At 44.0% G+C, this 14872-nt stretch carries 16 protein-coding genes; 9 read left to right on the forward strand and 7 right to left on the reverse strand.

Annotated features, from left to right (window positions below; genetic code table 11):
• The 5 genes from mpl (at position 1) to ACMXYW_RS04080 (ending at position 4437) form a co-directional block, all read left to right on the forward strand.
• Positions 1 to 1374: a UDP-N-acetylmuramate:L-alanyl-gamma-D-glutamyl-meso-diaminopimelate ligase gene (mpl, locus tag ACMXYW_RS04060; protein ID WP_415905311.1), complete on the forward strand. Its 1374-nt coding sequence runs from the start codon at positions 1 to 3 to the stop codon at positions 1372 to 1374.
• Positions 1375 to 1399: 25 nt separating this feature from the next.
• A complete protein-coding gene (locus tag ACMXYW_RS04065) occupies positions 1400 to 2023 on the forward strand; it encodes a flavin prenyltransferase UbiX (RefSeq protein WP_415905312.1) in 624 nt (207 codons plus the stop codon).
• A 112-nt stretch (positions 2024 to 2135) separates the two neighbouring features.
• Positions 2136 to 2819, forward strand: a complete 684-nt coding sequence (gene tsaB / locus ACMXYW_RS04070) for a tRNA (adenosine(37)-N6)-threonylcarbamoyltransferase complex dimerization subunit type 1 TsaB (RefSeq protein WP_415905313.1) — start codon at positions 2136 to 2138, stop codon at positions 2817 to 2819.
• Complete coding sequence (locus ACMXYW_RS04075; RefSeq protein ID WP_415900336.1) at positions 2820 to 3623, forward strand: undecaprenyl-diphosphate phosphatase; 804 nt, start codon at positions 2820 to 2822, stop codon at positions 3621 to 3623.
• 16 nt (positions 3624 to 3639) lie between these two features.
• Complete coding sequence (locus ACMXYW_RS04080) at positions 3640 to 4437, forward strand: class I SAM-dependent methyltransferase (RefSeq protein ID WP_415905314.1); 798 nt, start codon at positions 3640 to 3642, stop codon at positions 4435 to 4437.
• 21 nt (positions 4438 to 4458) lie between these two features.
• Here the strand turns inward: ACMXYW_RS04080 and plsB are convergent, their stop codons facing one another.
• Positions 4459 to 6768 carry a glycerol-3-phosphate 1-O-acyltransferase PlsB gene (gene plsB / locus ACMXYW_RS04085; RefSeq protein WP_415905315.1) on the reverse strand — a complete coding sequence of 770 codons (2310 nt, stop codon included), beginning with the start codon at positions 6766 to 6768 and terminating at the stop codon, positions 4459 to 4461.
• A gap of 14 nt (positions 6769 to 6782) precedes the next feature.
• Positions 6783 to 6995 carry a SlyX family protein gene (locus ACMXYW_RS04090; protein WP_415890531.1) on the reverse strand — a complete coding sequence of 71 codons (213 nt, stop codon included), beginning with the start codon at positions 6993 to 6995 and terminating at the stop codon, positions 6783 to 6785.
• Between the two features lie 219 nt (positions 6996 to 7214).
• Here ACMXYW_RS04090 and ACMXYW_RS04095 point away from each other — a divergent pair, with 219 nt between their 5' ends.
• Entirely contained in the window at positions 7215 to 7646 is a 432-nt protein-coding gene (locus ACMXYW_RS04095) for a cold-shock protein (RefSeq protein ID WP_415900340.1), read from the forward strand.
• A gap of 57 nt (positions 7647 to 7703) precedes the next feature.
• Here ACMXYW_RS04095 and ACMXYW_RS04100 read toward each other — a convergent pair whose 3' ends face one another.
• Positions 7704 to 8318, reverse strand: coding sequence for a DsbA family protein (locus tag ACMXYW_RS04100; RefSeq protein ID WP_415905316.1), 615 nt, complete (start codon positions 8316 to 8318; stop codon positions 7704 to 7706).
• Between the two features lie 236 nt (positions 8319 to 8554).
• Between ACMXYW_RS04100 and ACMXYW_RS04105 the strand changes: the two genes are divergently transcribed.
• The 3 genes from ACMXYW_RS04105 to ACMXYW_RS04115 all read left to right on the forward strand — a co-directional run bounded on the left by ACMXYW_RS04105 (position 8555) and on the right by ACMXYW_RS04115 (position 12262).
• Complete coding sequence (locus ACMXYW_RS04105; RefSeq protein ID WP_415905317.1) at positions 8555 to 9592, forward strand: NAD(P)H-dependent flavin oxidoreductase; 1038 nt, start codon at positions 8555 to 8557, stop codon at positions 9590 to 9592.
• A 122-nt stretch (positions 9593 to 9714) separates the two neighbouring features.
• Positions 9715 to 10308: a LemA family protein gene (locus tag ACMXYW_RS04110; RefSeq protein ID WP_415905318.1), complete on the forward strand. Its 594-nt coding sequence runs from the start codon at positions 9715 to 9717 to the stop codon at positions 10306 to 10308.
• 22 nt (positions 10309 to 10330) lie between these two features.
• Positions 10331 to 12262: a M48 family metallopeptidase gene (locus ACMXYW_RS04115; RefSeq protein ID WP_415905319.1), complete on the forward strand. Its 1932-nt coding sequence runs from the start codon at positions 10331 to 10333 to the stop codon at positions 12260 to 12262.
• A gap of 50 nt (positions 12263 to 12312) precedes the next feature.
• Here the strand turns inward: ACMXYW_RS04115 and ACMXYW_RS04120 are convergent, their stop codons facing one another.
• The 4 genes from ACMXYW_RS04120 to ACMXYW_RS04135 form a co-directional block, all read right to left on the reverse strand.
• The gene (locus tag ACMXYW_RS04120) at positions 12313 to 12822 is read right to left on the reverse strand and encodes a hypothetical protein (RefSeq protein WP_415900345.1); all 510 of its coding nucleotides are present in this window, start codon (positions 12820 to 12822) and stop codon (positions 12313 to 12315) included.
• 168 nt (positions 12823 to 12990) lie between these two features.
• On the reverse strand, positions 12991 to 13356 hold the full coding sequence (gene folX / locus ACMXYW_RS04125) for a dihydroneopterin triphosphate 2'-epimerase (RefSeq protein WP_415905320.1): 366 nt from the start codon (positions 13354 to 13356) through the stop codon (positions 12991 to 12993).
• A 33-nt stretch (positions 13357 to 13389) separates the two neighbouring features.
• Positions 13390 to 14328, reverse strand: a complete 939-nt coding sequence (locus ACMXYW_RS04130) for a sensor histidine kinase (protein WP_415905321.1) — start codon at positions 14326 to 14328, stop codon at positions 13390 to 13392.
• A complete protein-coding gene (locus tag ACMXYW_RS04135; protein WP_415900347.1) occupies positions 14325 to 14864 on the reverse strand; it encodes a heme NO-binding domain-containing protein in 540 nt (179 codons plus the stop codon). Before ACMXYW_RS04135 ends, ACMXYW_RS04130 begins: the two co-directional genes overlap by 4 nt.
• Positions 14865 to 14872 lie beyond the last annotated feature (8 nt).

Consider the following 14872-nt stretch of genomic DNA (forward strand, 5'->3'; position numbering starts at 1 on the left):
GTGCATATTCATATTCTAGGTATTTGCGGAACCTTTATGGGATCGCTGGCAATATTGGCTAAACAGCTAGGGCATAAAGTTACCGGTTCCGATCAAAACGTGTACCCACCTATGAGTACGCAGCTTGAATCACAAGGTATTGAACTGATTCAGGGGTTTGATCCTTCGCAATTTACACCCGAACCGGATCTGGTCGTTGTCGGCAATGCTATGTCTCGTGGTAATCCCGCTGTGGAATATGTCCTTAATAAAGGACTAAGATATACATCTGGTCCGCAATGGCTTTCAGAGCATCTTCTTCAAGATAAATGGGTGTTAGCAGTTTCGGGCACACATGGTAAAACCACGACCTCTACTATGTTGGCTTGGATCTTAGATTATGCCGATATGAAACCTGGTTTCTTGATAGGCGGAGTTCCGTTGGACTTCGGCGTTTCAGCTCGGGTAGGCGATTCACCCTTCTTTGTTATTGAGGCAGACGAGTACGATACCGCCTTCTTTGATAAACGTTCCAAGTTTGTTCATTACCACCCACGTACCCTGATTATGAATAATTTGGAGTACGATCATGCTGATATATTCCCTGATTTAGCGGCAATTCAGAGACAATTTCACCATGTCGTAAGAATCGTGCCTGAAAATGGTCAGATTATTCTTCCGCAAGGGGAGAGTGCGTTAGAAGAAGTTATCGAGATGGGGTGTTGGACCGAGGTGTCCAGAACTAGCTTAGAATCTGATAGCAGTGAATGGAAGGCGAAATTACTGACTGAGGACGGTAGTCAGTTTGAAGTGCTCCACCAAGGAAAAGTGCAAGGTACTGTTACTTGGCAGATGACAGGCCGCCACAACGTTAACAATGGTTTAGTTGCTATTGCTGCGGCGAGAAACGTAGGCGTTCAGCCTCATCATGCTGTGGAAGCGTTAAATGAGTTTGCTGGAGTCAAACGTCGTATGGAGCTGCTAGATACCGTTGCAGGAATCTCGGTTTATGATGACTTTGCGCATCACCCGACTGCGATCAGTACGACTTTACAGGGCATCAGGGCTCAGGTTGGAAATGCTAAAATAGTAGCAGTGGTTGAACCTCGCTCAAATACGATGCGCTTAGGTACTCATCAATCTTGGTTGGCTGAGTCGGTCGAGTTGGCAGACCAAGTTTGCTGGTATCAGCCGGAAGGTTTGAACTGGTCTCTCGATAAAGTCGTAGAACAATGCCAAGTGCCAGCGCAAGTATTCACGCAAACACAAACACTTATTGATGAACTGGTAAATACGCTAGAACCAGATACGCACATAGTCATTATGAGTAATGGTGGTTTCGAAGGTATTCATCAGCGTTTATTGGCAAAGCTGCGTGAACGTTTTGAAGGTTAGTTATTCAAGTTAGGTTTTAATATTTATGAGTACTACTGAGCAAGAGAAAATTACTTTAGCTATCACAGGCGCTTCTGGTGTGCAGTATGGTTTAAGGCTTTTACAGTGTTTATTGGCTGAAGGCCTGCAAGTTTTCGTAATGATCTCACGTGCTGCTCAAGTTGTGATTAATACAGAAACAGATCTGAAATTACCGGGTACGCCCTCAGATCAAGAATCTTATCTTGCAAATTTGTACTCAGCCAAAGATGGGCAGTTGAAGGTATTTGGGCGAGAGCAGTGGATGGCGCCTGTAGCTTCCGGCTCCGGTGCGCCGAGTCGCATGGTCGTATGCCCCTGTAGCACTGGAAGTTTGTCTGCTATTGCTACGGGTGCGAGTAATAACTTGATTGAACGTGCTGCCGATGTAGCCTTGAAAGAGCGTCGGCAGCTTATTTTAGTGCCACGAGAAGCCCCTTATTCTGAAATTCATTTAGAGCATATGTTAAAGCTGACTCGAATGGGGGGCGTGATGATTCCTGCGAGTCCAGGTTTTTATAACCGCCCAGAAACGGTGGAAGATATGATTGATTTTGTGGTCGCGCGAATCCTTAATCAATTAGGGATAGAACAAAGCCTGTTACCTCGTTGGGGTGAAGAGCTTATTTAGATGCAATAAAGCCACCTAGCAGGTAGAATTGCGCCCTAAAATAGAGATGTAATGGCTTGATGTAGCCGTTTCTCTTTAAAGGTAAATTTAAAATTCCAAAGTGATCTGATTAATGTCCAAAATTTTAGCGCTTGATACTTCTACTGATGCTTGTTCTGTAGCTTTGAGTCTTAACGGTGAAATTCAGGAAGATTTTCGGGTCATCCCTCGTCAGCATACTCAGCAGCTTCTACCGATGGTGCAGGAAATGTTGGCAAATGCACAGTTAGCTGTCACTGATTTAGATGCAATCGCGTTTGGGCGTGGTCCGGGTTCGTTTGCAGGGATTCGAATTGCCACCGGTGTTACTCAAGGCTTAGCCTACGCTGCAGATATCCCTGTTCTGCCAGTATCTACTTTGGCTGCTCTTGCTTTAGCCGCATCTGACAAAGAGCAAGTTTCCTCCGTTGTAGCTGCTTTAGATGCTCGCATGAATGAGATCTATGTGGCGAGCTACCAAATTGAATCAGGTGAGCTGACAACACTTTTAGACGAAAAAGTATGTGCGCCTGCGGAACTAAGCCTAAGTGAAGGTTCCTATTTTGCAGTGGGCAGTGGCTGGCGTTATCTTGAAAATATGAGTTCAGACACGCAGAATGCTATTTCGGTTAGCGAAGAGCTTTATTATCCCTCTGCTGCTTACATGCTTAAGCTAGCAGAACAAGATTGGACGCAAGGAAAAGCGGTTGCGGCAGATAAGGCATTGCCTGTTTACCTCCGTGATGAAGTTGCGTGGAAGAAAAAGGATCAACAATAGATGGATTTCTTCCAGGTAATCATTCTTGCCCTGCTTCAGGGGTTAACAGAATTTTTACCGATCAGTAGTTCTGCTCACCTTATATTGCCTTCACAACTTATGGGCTGGCCTGATCAGGGGTTGGCGTTTGATGTCGGTGTACACGTTGGTACTTTATTTGCCGTCGTGGCGTATTTTCGTCAAGATTTGAAACAGATGTTTTGTGCTTGGACGCGCAGCATTTCAGGTATGCACACACCTGACTCACGTTTAGCTTGGTTGGTGATACTTGCAACTGTTCCTGCAATGTTTGTCGGTGTATTTCTTAATGACTTTATTGATCAAAACCTACGTTCAATGTTGGTTATTGCAGGAACTACCCTGATATTTGGTGCGTTATTGTGTTGGGCTGATCTGTTTAGAGTTGAAACTCGTCAGATCGAGTCGTTGAAAGTTAAAGATGCACTTGTGATCGGTTGTGCTCAAGCCCTAGCGCTAATTCCAGGTACATCTCGAAGTGGTATCACCATCTCTGCGGCCTTAATGCTTGGTTTAGAAAGGCAGGCTGCTGCGCGCTACTCTTTTCTGCTCTCTGTACCAATCATTCTAGGTGCTGGTCTTGTTAAGGGCTTAGATCTCTACGCTCAAGGTGAGAGTGCTCCTTGGTTAATGGTTGCTTTAGGCACTTTGATTGCGGGTATTAGCGCATTCAGCTGTATCCACTTCTTCTTAAAATGGTTAGACCGTATTGGAATGCAGCCATTTGTTGTATACCGTATGATTCTGGGTATCTTCCTTTTAGTTATCTGGTTTACTACCGCTTAAGGTTTTCGGTTTTTGAATGTCTAATCCAGCCCTTACAGATATAGTTGTTGTTCCAATGCATGCTGATTTTGCTGAACAAGCAGAACAGTTTGCCGCTAGATTGCAGTTACCAATCACATCACCTGATCAAGCTCATGACTTCTCTTTAGAATTACAGGTTTCTGAGCAAGGTCTAAGGCTGCAGCCTTGTGGCAAAAAAGCGCCAGGCCCAACTTACGCTGATTTTGTTTCAGGTGCGGTTTCCCATCGACGTCAGTTTGGTGGTGGTAAAGGTCAGATGATTGCCAAAGCCGTGGGTATTAAAGGAGGCATAACGCCACAAGTGCTAGATGCTACAGCTGGTTTAGGTAAAGATGCCTTTGTATTGGCAACCCTGGGTTGCGATATGACTTTGTTAGAGCGTTCACCAATTGTTCATGCGCTCTTAGAGGATGGTTTAAGCCGTGCTGCAGAGAGTGAAGTGGCTGATATTGTCGAGCGTATGCAGCTACATAATGCGAATAGTATTGAGTGGATGCAGGTTCAGGCTAAACAAGGCACAACTTTTCAAGTGGTCTATCTCGATCCAATGTTCCCCCACAATGATAAAAGCGCGTTAGTGAAAAAAGAGATGCGCGCGTTTCGCCCGGTGGTAGGGGACGATCTGGATGCAGACCAGTTATTGGATGCGGCATTAGCAATAGCTGAAAATCGCGTTGTGGTTAAACGTCCGCGTAAAGCTCCCTTTTTGGCGGATAGAAAACCTTCTTTGCAGTTCCAAGGTAAATCCAGCCGCTATGATATCTATCCTCTGAAAAAACTTGAGGCACAGTAGTCATTAAGTGGCTGGCTTAGGTTAGCGCTCTCTAAGTTTGTGATCGATCAGTGAGATCATATGTGGGCGCAGGATTTTGTTTGCTTGTTTAAACAAACTTTCGCTATCAAAATTTGTTATTACCCTAGCGTTCTCTTCCCGAATAAAACCCAAATTACGCAGTTGTTTGATAAAGGACTTTAATACTTGTTCATCCTTATATTCAGGCGTGCTGTAGCCATATTCTAGGTGGATCTTTTCTGCAATTTGTTGGCTGCTATGGATAAGATCGTCACGGCTAATCTCTTCATATCGCGTGAGTACTCGAAGCAAAATATAGTAACGAAGAAGGATTGGCTCAGCGTTGAGTATGAGTGTGTTAACCAGTGCGTTAGAAGTGGTTTTCCACACTTGGGGTTCGGATTCTTCAAGTAGATTCTGCTCTAGTAGTACATCTCGAATCTGTTTTAACTGATCGGTGAGCTCTTCCATTTTGTAAGGTAAAAATAGTTCGGCCTGTAAAAATGGATATAGCATACGAATAGTTCGATTGATGTTTTGCGCGCGTGGTGACTCCAAACGGTGAGCTAGTAATAAGTACATGCTGGGGAGTACCAACATATGTTGAATGTTATTACGATAAAAGCTCATCTCTTGTGCTTGAGCCTGATTGATCTCTACTAGATTCAGCTTGGTTTCTAGTTGCCTCATATTGTGGGCGCTTTGGATCCAATCAGAAGGCTTTCCATCTGGCAGTAGAGCTGTGTTTGGATAGAGTTGTGTTAATAGGTTGAGCAAACGCGTACTTTTATCACTCAGTTCAGCAACTGATTGCAGCTGACTTCCGCTCAGCAAACAGGTAGCCAACAAGCTGCTTTTGGTAACGCCAGCTGCTTGGTTGATATTGCACATCACTTGCTGAGAGATATTGGTGACATCCTCTTCTAGGGAAAGGCTAGCGTCAGAGTGGTCTTCTAAAGGTATAGGTTTACCGAAACTTAGTAATGTCTCACCAAATTTCTGTCTTAAGATTTTTAGTGATGAGAAAAACTCAGTAAATGACTCTCGCTTCTTCTTGGCTCCAGCTAACTCTTTTTGGTAGCTGCGGCTTTCTACTAGACGATCATAACCAATCCAAACGGGAATCAGAGCAACGGGCTTAGGGCTGCCTTCACGGAAAGAATCGATACTCATAGAGAGGAGGCCGGTTTTAGCTGGCAGCAATCGACCGGTGCGGCTGCGGCCACCTTCAATAAAGTATTCTAAGGCGTGGCCTCTGTGGCTCATCTGCTCCAAGTAGGTTTTATATAAGCAGGCGTAAAGCGGGTCGCCATGAAATTTACGACGCATAAAGATTGCGCCGCCGCGTTTTAATATGGGCCCAATAATGGGGATGTTCAGGTTTTCTCCAGCTGCTACATGGGGAATCATTAGAGCATGGCGATACAGAGCCCAAGATAACAATAGATAGTCCATATGACTGCGATGGCAGGGTAGGTAGATTATCTGATGGGTTTTAGAAATCTCTTGAACTTCTGCCGTGTTATGAATTTTTACCCCATTGTAGAGGCGTTTCCATACCCAGTTAAGAATGGGGTCTAAGAGTCTAATTGTTGTTGGGCTGTAGTTCGCTGCGATTTTATCAAGGGTTTTAAAACAGTGTCTTTCGATTCTATGACGACTGGTATTTCTCTCAGCTGCTTGCAGGTCTATAGCCTTTTGTACATTGGGGTGCTTCAGCACTAAAGAGATCAATGTTCGGCGATGTGATAGGTCAGGACCAATGATTGATGCACGAAGAATGCTGAAGTGCGTGCGCAGAACCCTAGCGGTTTTTCGTGCGATGGACTCAATATTATCGTCTTTAACCATCAACTGTTGCAGATCTAGTGGTTTATCCACAGAAACCAGTGTTTGGCGGCCATTGATAAGGAGCTGCATAAAGCTGCCTAAAGGGCCAGCTTTATGCCATGTTTCAGTACAGAGCAGATTAAGCCAAGATTTTTCTCTGTTTGGACGTCGGCCATGAAAAATTGCGACAGGGATAATCTGAATATTTAGTTTAGGGTTACTCTGCTGTGTGGCTACAATCTCTGATAAATCTTCTTTAAGCGGACTTTTGCCTTCGGAATCAGCAAAAAGAAGCTGTTGCTGCATAAAAGGGATACCTTGTTTTTGCAGCACGTTTTTTAACAGAAGCTGGTGGCTTAAGCGGTCGCTTTCCAGAATGTAATAAGTGTTACGAGTAGAGTTTGCCTGCAACAGCTGAGGGTTCACCACGCGAGGACGGGTAACGATACTGATGAATTGCCGACCTAAATAATGTAAACCGCTTTGTAACAACGACAGCATATTTCCCTTTTGCCTCAATAATGTGGAGGGGGTGGCTCATTTTCGCCAGCACCAGCAACTCCGTCCACCGTTAGGTTTTTCAACTGCTGGTTCATGATCTTGAGCATACGCTTTAAACGCTCGAGTTCAATCTCCTGAGATGCAACCATGTTATTTAATTTATCCAGAGTGTCTTCTTGAAACGCCACGCGGGTTTCTAGCTCTGTAATGCGTTCTTGATCGTTCATTGAATGGATCCAAGCCATGCGTGTTATTGAGATTTAGCATAGTTTATCAGACTCGGATATTAAACGAATGTGGCTTATTTACGGGATTAACAATATAAGCTGTTGAAAAAAATCACGAAATTCGATATACCTCTCTGTTTGGTAGGGATAATTTTTATTCCGCCAGTACAAGTGCTATTCATGTGATAAATGACAATATAATACAATGAGGGTTAATCAGTGATTCGTAGTCTGATTGTGAGTGCTATCGCGGCCGTTTTAGTGCCAGTTCTGTTAGGTTCGGTAGCAGGTGTTGAGGTAGAGTTATCTAATATTGCTGCTGTGGCAGTTGTGTTTGTAGTGACTTTTGCTGCGTCTTTCTTTGCAGCGTCTGGTAACAATGCTGAAGCAGATGCTTCTGTAATCAATGGTGCAGAAGAAGAGTATATCGACGAAAACGATGACCGTGAGCAGGGCACCGTTAAGTGGTTTAACGTGTCTAAAGGTTTCGGCTTTATCACCCGTGGTGAAGACGATGACGTATTTGTTCACTTCCGTAATATTCGTGGTCGTGGCCACCGATCTTTGGCAGAAGGTCAAAAGGTACGCTTCCATGTACGTGAGAGTGATAAAGGTCTTCAGGCGGAAGATGTTTCTGTTGTAAGAGACTAAGCTCATTCTAACGGGGTTGCTGTTCTGGTAACCCCGTTGTATTCACCACATTAATTCTCACCTGCCTAAAATCGCTTCAATTCTTCTCGTTACTTCCTCGATTCCACAATAGCCATAGCTAATTGCATGTGCTCCGGCTTCTGTTGCAATAAATAGCGAAGGAAACCCTTGAGCGCCAAGCGCGTGGCTTTGTTGTATTTGTTGCTCTAATTCTGTTTGGGCTTCAGGGCTAGTCATTAGTGCGCTAAAACTGTCTTTGTCCAATCCAATCTCTGCAGCAAGGTTAGTAAGTACTTCTATATCCGAAGGATTTAAAGCCTTTTGATAATAAGCTTTTTGAATCGCATCTATCATTTCAAAAGCAGCATCTGACTCAAGATGCTCAGCGGCAATCACGGCGCGACAGGCTGGATAAGTGCTACGTCTAGGCTTGTTCTCGCGCCAGAAGTCGAAATTGAATTTGGCTCCAGTATGTTCCTCAATGTGCTGCCAAATTGAGATCAGTTTTTGTTGCATCGCTTCTGGCATAGGCAGATCTGAGTCAGGGGCTAAGCCTCCCATCAGCAATTGCCACTGCAATTCTGGATACTTATCTTTTAAGTGGGAAATCACCGGTGAGAATGCCCAGCACCAGCTGCACATTGGGTCCATGACGTAGATGAATTTGTTCATGTTTATCCTTCTATCTGGAGGTTCAGTTACACCACTTAAGTGATTCTTACAGACCTATATTACAGTGAGATAGTTCCATAATTTTCTGTAGTTTTACTTAGAGTTAGATATTAGTTCTCTTTCAGTGAACAAATGGTTCTTTAAAAAGCGTTAGTTAAGCGTACTTCCACTGGTTAGACTCCCGAGGAAAGCACGTACCTGCTCAACCTATTAGCTTTGTAGTCGAAGGATAATGTATGAATATGAATGAAATGTTAGGTGTTGATGTCGCTATTATCCAAGCGCCTATGGCTGGAGTGCAGGATTGGCGATTGGCGGCAGCTGTATCCGATGCTGGTGGATTAGGCTCTATTCCTTGTGGGATGTTATCTACGGAGCAGATATGTGCCGAAATTGAGCAGTTTATAGCGTATACAAATCGCCCTTTTAACCTTAACTTCTTTTGCCATCAGGTCCCTTCAGTAAGCGATCAGGAGATAGCTGCTTGGATCGATCAGTTATCGCCTTACTATCAGGAAGCGGGGCTAGAACCTGAATACAGTGCGAAAGCGTCACGCATGCCTTTTAGTAAAGAGACCGCTGATGCAATCGAAAAATATGCGCCGCCTGTCATGAGTTTCCATTTTGGGTTACCAGAATCTGATCTTCTAGCGAGAGTAAAAGCCTGGGGAGCGACAGTGCTTTCTAGTGCGACAACGGTCGAAGAGGGTATTTGGTTAGCTGAAAATGGTGCTGATGTAGTGATTGCCCAAGGTGTTGAAGCTGGCGGTCATCGAGGCATGTTTTTAACTAAGGATTTGGAAACCCAGCTAGATACAAAAACGTTGGTAGCAAAATTATCTGCTGAGCTTTCGATTCCAGTGATTGCTGCGGGTGGTATTGCTGACCAGAGCGATATTAAAGATATGTTGGGTCTAGGTGCTCAAGGAGTGCAGATAGGCACAACTTATCTGTTATGCGATGAGGCTAAGACCAGCGAAATTCATCGGGCGATGTTGCAGCAGACAGATATCCCTACCGCCATTACAAATCTTTTCTCAGGTCGACCTGCTAGAGGCATTCGAAATCGTGTTATGCAAGATTTGGATGACTGGTCAGAAGTTGCATTGGCTTTTCCTTTCTCTACTCAAGCGATCACTCCTTTACGTGGTTATGCCGAAAGCAAAGGCTTAGGTGATTTTACACCCTTATGGTCAGGAGAAAATCGTTCTGGGTGCAGGGCTATATCTGCACAGGATTTAACCGTCGAATTGTCGCTAGCCTTTAAAGCATAAGTTCACTATTTTTAACTCGTTTTACAGGGACAATCTATTTCTTCTGTCCGCGATCTAACTTATAGTCTTTTTATCAGAATGATTCTCTTTTAAAGGGATTAGGGATAGTTAAGGAGTTAGATGTGGACATTGGATTAATTGTTACGTTGGTTGTTCTGTTAGGTGTGATTTTTTACATAGTCAGCATCTACAATAGCTTAGTGAAATTGAAAAACCGTTATGAAAACGGCTTTTCGCAGATCGAGGTGCAGCTAAAGCGCCGTTACGATCTTATTCCTAACTTAGTGGAAGTCGCTCAAGGCTATATGAAGCACGAGCGTGAAACGCTTGAAGCGGTCATTCAGGCGAGAAATGAAGCGTCCGCTTTGTTAAAAGGTGCGGCTGCGGTACATAGTACGGACTCGCTACAACAGTTGTCAGGTGCTGAGAATCAGCTGCAGTCGGCTTTGGGTAAGTTGAACTTTGTAATGGAAGATTATCCAGACCTAAAAGCCAATGAAAATATGATGCAACTGTCGGAGGAGCTATCATCCACCGAAAACCGTGTCGCGTTTGCTCGCCAAGCGTTTAATGATTCGGTGACTGAATACAACACTTACCGCCAATCTTTCCCACCCGTTTTCTTCGCAAACATGTTTGGTCACTCTCAAGATGCGACTTTGCTTGAGTTTGATGACAGCGAGCAGATTCAAGCAGCGCCGAAAGTAAGTTTCTAACAACTTGCGAGGTTGCTGATTTATGAATTTTTTTGAGCAACAGGACAAAGCCAGACGCAATACCGGCTGGCTTGTCTTTCTTTTTTGCCTAGCTGTTCTGAGCTTAATTCTAATTACCAATCTTTTGGTGGGTATCGCTTTTCAGCTTATATCAGGTGACACCACAGACATTGCTGCAGTCTACGGTTCCTCCCCATTTGAAAATCCAGGTATTTTCTCTTGGCGGAACTTTGCACTCATTAGCTTGGCGGTCGGAGGAGTGGTTGGCTGCGCTATTTTGTACAAATGGTGGCAACTATCCTCAGGTGGTAAAGCGGTGGCTGAGTCTCTAGGTGGTGTACGTATTCTGCCTGATAGCGAAGAGCCAAATGAGCGCTTAGTGCTTAATGTTGTTGAGGAGATGGCGTTAGCCTCGGGCATGCCTGTTCCACCGGTATACCTTATGGCACATGAGATGGGGATAAATGCCTTTGCTGCAGGAAATACCCCAGCAGATGCGGTGATTGGTGTTACCCAAGGGAGTATCGAGCACTTTAAACGGGACGAACTCCAAGGTGTGATTGCACACGAATTTAGCCATATCCTGAATGGTGATATGCGTCTAAATCTGCGTTTGATCTCTTTGCTGCATGGCATTGTGTTTATTGGTCAAGTCGGTGAGCTTTTTGCTCGCGGTGGCAGTGATCGTCGTTCTGATGGTCGTGTGGCACTTCTAGGTTTTGGCTTGATGATCGTTGGTTGGCTAGGGATCTTTTTTGGAAAGCTAATCAAATCTGCTGTCAGTCGACAGCGGGAATTTTTGGCAGATGCCAGTGCAGTGCAGTTCACCCGTAATCCTGAAGGTATTGCAAATGCACTAAAGCTGATTGGTGGATATTCGCCGGGCAGTGAGATCAACAACTCTCATCGTAGCGAAGTGAGTCATCTGTTTTTTGGTCAAGCGATCTCTAGTCTTTCCAGCCTATTTGCAACGCACCCTCCAATTGTTGATCGCATTCTGCGTGTCGACCCTCACTGGGATGGCAACTTTCTTTATCGTGGTAATGAAACCCGTGAGCGAAAGCTTGAAGAAGAGCAGCAGAAAAGCGAAGAAAAACGTCAAAGAGCTCAAGAGGCTGCTGCTATAGGTGCAGCGGTTATGACGGGTACTGGGGAGAGTGCTTTAACAGATAATAGTTTGAATGCTGCGCGAGAGAAAATAGATCTAATCCCTGAGTTTTTGTATGAACAGGCGAAAGAATCTTTAGGCGCGATGTCTGTCTGTTGCTCCTTACTGCTCCATAGTGAAGGTGAGCTACGCCAGAAACAACTGGAGATGATTAAGGCAACGGGGTTTCAAGGCTTAGAGAAAGAAGTACTTAAAACAGCTCAGGCGGTAGATAACCTTCAAGAACATTGTCGATTACCACTGATCGAGTTATTGCTGCCAGCATTGAAATGCATGTCAGCTGAACAGTATAAGCAATTCAAGCGTCTACTCATGCAGCTGATTAGAGCGGATAAGAAAACTGACCTATTCGAATGGTGCTTATTCCAGTTGGTTCAGCATTACCTTGCAGGGGAGCATGACCCTGAGCTAAAGAGTGCTCCGCGTTATAAAACACCAGGTCAGATCGGTGATGAATATGCGCAAATATTATCTGCAGTGGCTCGTTTTGGGCATGAGGATGAAGAGTCTGCAGAAAGGGCATTCAATCGAGGTGCAGGTGCGGTTTCGCTCTACAATATCCACCTTTTACCGGCCGAAGAGTGTGATGTTCAGGTGTTTATCAAAGCCGTAAATGTACTTGGGCTTGCGTATCCATTGCTGCAGCGCCGTTTATTAATTGGGCTTTGTCGCTGTATTGAGCATGATGGCAAGCTTACAACGACAGAATGCGAGTTAATCACGACTATTGCGGCCATAATGGGATGCCCTCTACCAAAGCTAGAGCATCTAGATGAAGGTGAATAGACAGCAAGCCCTCACAGGGCTTGCTTAACTAATAATGAGGGACGTTATTTCTAACAGGCAAGTTGTCTATTGGAGGTGAGTCGCTCCATCTCTTCTTCTAAGTGTGCTGATGAGTAGTCAACAAATTTACGGCCAGCGACTAAGCGGCTAAGTGAACGCCCCTCTAGATGGATATATACTCGGTCATGAGAACGGTGGAATTCAATGACTTTACCGTTCCCATCCTTTTCAAAGTGCCCATCGGGACAGACTTTATCTAATTGTACAGAAAGCCCATCAGAGTTATTTGTCTGTTTGATGACTGTTGCAGGAATGCAGTGTCCGCTTTCTAAAATGGTGACGCCGTCACCGATGGTGTAGTTACAGAATTTATCTTCGGCTTTACGTTGTAGTAGTTCGTCGACCACGTCGATAAGAATATTTTTAACGACCTCATGGGCTTCAAAAGAGCCTAAAAGATTTTCGCAAAAAGCACGGTGATCAGTGGCGGCATGCCAAGCAGCAGCATTATTATCATTTACTGCCTGACGAATAAGTTGATTAAACCGATTGATATCCATCTACTTCTCTCCCTGAGTTATTGACTACCTTGTTAGGGTGGACTCTCAGTAGATTAGACGTGATTAAGCAAAACTCAAGAAATCTTCCCATTGAATAAGTTGAGAATTTTTCAATATAAAGTAGTGGCAAAGGTGTTTTTTTCTACTTCTAAAGTAGTGACTTTGCGCCTAGAGATCTTTTTTCCACTCTAAAGAGAGTGAAACTGAATCTGCAAACCTTAGGGCGTGGGGTTTGTCGATGGTTACTTTGGCATAAACTGTCCATGGGTGGGTTGTGCAGATATCTAGTACATCGGAAACGAGCTTTTCCAATAATAAGAAGCGACCGTCTTCCACATGTTTTATCACTTCTTTGGTGATGGTTTTGTAGTTAAGGGCCTGATCAACATCATCATCTGCAAATGCTTTGCTCACTGGATATTGAATTTCGATATTGATAACAACATCCTGCTGCTTTTCCATCTCTTCAGGGTTAAAACCGATAAAGGTACGTAAACGAAGATTGGTTATGTTGATAATTGCGTTGCTGAGCATGGAAATCCTTTTGGTCACAGGAGTGGTTTGAGTTCAGTTTATAGGGAGTTTGATCGTGAAAGTAGTGCCTTCACCTGTTTTACTTTGTAATTGAATTTCGCCGTTATGTTTTTTGATGATGTTGTGTGAAATGGCTAGCCCCATACCTGTACCTTGCCCTATTGGCTTAGTGGTAAAGAAAGGGGTGAAAATATCTTTCTGTACCTCTTCGGATATGCCGCAACCATTGTCAGCTATTTCTATATATACGTATTGATCATCGTGTTTGGATCTCACTGAAATACGGGGGCTTTGAGAATCGACTGTAGCGTGCTTGGCATTCAATATCAGATTAAGAAAAACCTGATTCAGTTCATTTAAGTTACATTGGATCTTGGGAAGAGGCTCAACTGAGACATCTAAAGCTACAGAATTTTTTAGTTCGCTTTGCAGCAGCTTTAATGTGCTGTTAATACCTTCTAACAGATCGTAGCTGCCGTGATCACCTGCTTGGGTCCTAGAAAAACTGCGCAAGTTTTGAACGATATCTTTAACGCGTTGCAAACCTTCTTGAGTATCTTCCATTAATTGAGGGATATCTTCGGAGATAAAATCGATATCTTGATCAATTAGTTGCTGCTCCAAATATTCTCTCTGATCTGTGGGAAGTTTCGGCAGTAATTGCTTTATTTCAGTGAAGAGCAGGTTATAGGCGTCAAAATACTGCTTCAGTGATTCGACATTGCTTTTAATGAAGGCGACGGGGTTATTGATTTCGTGTGCAACGCCAGCCGATAGCGTACCTAATGTCGCTAACTTCTCGTTTTGCAGCATCAAGGCTTGTTGTTTTTTAAGCTGTTCGTAACTTTGCTCGAGATGCTGATTTTTTTGATAGAGCTCTCGCGATTTTTCTTCTAAAAGGTGCTCAGCTTCAAGCCGTGCTTTGCGCTCGCGCTCATATGCTTGTTTATAGGGATTAGGCGCATTGGTCATGTGTGAAACTCAACGATAATGTCGCAATGGGGATCGCCTTTATGACAGCAAATATCGTGAGTAATCGATATGGGCGTCTGGTATTTCTTTGCAGCACCTCTAATTAGCCCCTCAGCTAGAATGCATAGCTTTCTGGGTGAGGTGTAACGCATCAGCAGTGATCCATTTTCTAACTTTTCGTATTCAAACCGAGGTAAGGCTGGGTTATCAAATAACTTTTTAACTTCTAAATGTATGACACCATCCACGCTTTCAAGGAAGCTACAAAGATCAGGTTGTTTCTCAAGAAAAACAGGATATCTCCGGGCTAAGTTATCAAATAGAAACTCGCCAAATGCGCCGACTAATGTACCTGCTTCTATACCTGTTTGTTCTGAAATTTCAGTAACTAATGCAAAGAGCTCATCATCCGGGTAGGTTTGACCTGCTGTATAAACCCCATCGAGTGACAGCTTATCTAAAATGGCATTCCATCGTTCTAGGCCGCATTGGTCTAGTACCATCTCTTCTAGAATATTGAAAATAACTCCTTTCATGCGCGCTA

This window comes from Neptuniibacter sp. QD48_55 (assembly GCF_047778115.1).
Lineage (GTDB): Bacteria > Pseudomonadota > Gammaproteobacteria > Pseudomonadales > Balneatricaceae > Neptuniibacter.

Coding starts and splice junctions, on each gene's coding strand:
- ACMXYW_RS04065 (WP_415905312.1), top strand. CDS start 1,400: ATGAGTACTACTGAGCAAGAGAAAATTACTTTAGCTATCACAGGCGCT.
- tsaB (WP_415905313.1), top strand. CDS start 2,136: ATGTCCAAAATTTTAGCGCTTGATACTTCTACTGATGCTTGTTCTGTA.
- ACMXYW_RS04075 (WP_415900336.1), top strand. CDS start 2,820: ATGGATTTCTTCCAGGTAATCATTCTTGCCCTGCTTCAGGGGTTAACA.
- ACMXYW_RS04080 (WP_415905314.1), top strand. CDS start 3,640: ATGTCTAATCCAGCCCTTACAGATATAGTTGTTGTTCCAATGCATGCT.
- plsB (WP_415905315.1), bottom strand. CDS start 6,768: ATGCTGTCGTTGTTACAAAGCGGTTTACATTATTTAGGTCGGCAATTC.
- ACMXYW_RS04090 (WP_415890531.1), bottom strand. CDS start 6,995: ATGAACGATCAAGAACGCATTACAGAGCTAGAAACCCGCGTGGCGTTT.
- ACMXYW_RS04100 (WP_415905316.1), bottom strand. CDS start 8,318: ATGAACAAATTCATCTACGTCATGGACCCAATGTGCAGCTGGTGCTGG.
- ACMXYW_RS04105 (WP_415905317.1), top strand. CDS start 8,555: ATGAATATGAATGAAATGTTAGGTGTTGATGTCGCTATTATCCAAGCG.
- ACMXYW_RS04115 (WP_415905319.1), top strand. CDS start 10,331: ATGAATTTTTTTGAGCAACAGGACAAAGCCAGACGCAATACCGGCTGG.
- ACMXYW_RS04120 (WP_415900345.1), bottom strand. CDS start 12,822: ATGGATATCAATCGGTTTAATCAACTTATTCGTCAGGCAGTAAATGAT.
- folX (WP_415905320.1), bottom strand. CDS start 13,356: ATGCTCAGCAACGCAATTATCAACATAACCAATCTTCGTTTACGTACC.
- ACMXYW_RS04130 (WP_415905321.1), bottom strand. CDS start 14,328: ATGACCAATGCGCCTAATCCCTATAAACAAGCATATGAGCGCGAGCGC.
- ACMXYW_RS04135 (WP_415900347.1), bottom strand. CDS start 14,864: ATGAAAGGAGTTATTTTCAATATTCTAGAAGAGATGGTACTAGACCAA.